The organism is Mesorhizobium sp. P2_D1 (assembly GCF_056404455.1).
Genome location: NZ_JBFUDZ010000182.1, coordinates 1 through 652, shown reverse-complemented (window position 1 = coordinate 652; position 652 = coordinate 1). Strand labels below are relative to the sequence as shown.

The window sequence follows — 652 nt, the reverse complement described above, 5'->3', positions numbered from 1 at the left end:
AGGCATAGGTGGTCGTTCCGGCGCCGTCGGCGCCATAGTTCGACGTCACCGTCACGATCGCCGCAGCGCTCGTGGCCGTCATCAGCGCCGGGTTCAGCACGCCGTCCGTCGTCGCACCGTTGTTGGTCTCGTCAAGCGTCACCGAGCTGCCGACAACCGCACTCGTGATCGACGGGCCGTCATCCAGGAAGGTCACCGCGCCGCCGACATTGATCACGCCGGTGCTCGCCGTRTCGCCATCCGCATCCGTCACCGTCGCCGTCACGCCGATCTTGCCGGCCAGCGTCAGYGCRTCGTTGTAGGCCGCCGCCGTCGAACCATCGACCAGGTGCTCAAGCGCAACGTTCTGCACCACCGTCAGCTTGCCGTCCGAGCCGATCGACACCGTGAACGCCGTGTGCGTCGCCCCGTCGTTGTACTGGCCCTCGATCGTGTTGCCGACCTGCACCAGCGTGATCGCATGATCGCCCTGTGCCGTTGCCAGCCCGGAGTTCGCCTGCGTCACCGACAAGGCATAGGTGGTCGTYCCGGCGCCGTCGGCGCCATAGTTCGACGTCACCGTCACGATCGCCGCRGCRCTCGTKGCCGTCATCAGCGCCGGGTTCAGCACGCCGTCCGTCGTCGCACCGTTGTTGGTCTCGTCAAGGTCAAG

The 652-nt window shown here is 66.8% G+C and carries 1 protein-coding gene; it reads right to left on the bottom strand.

What is annotated here, in order from left to right; genetic code table 11:
* On the bottom strand, positions 1 to 652 hold a 652-nt coding region (locus AC1D0I_RS32860), incomplete at both ends, for a DUF5801 repeats-in-toxin domain-containing protein (protein WP_477400228.1).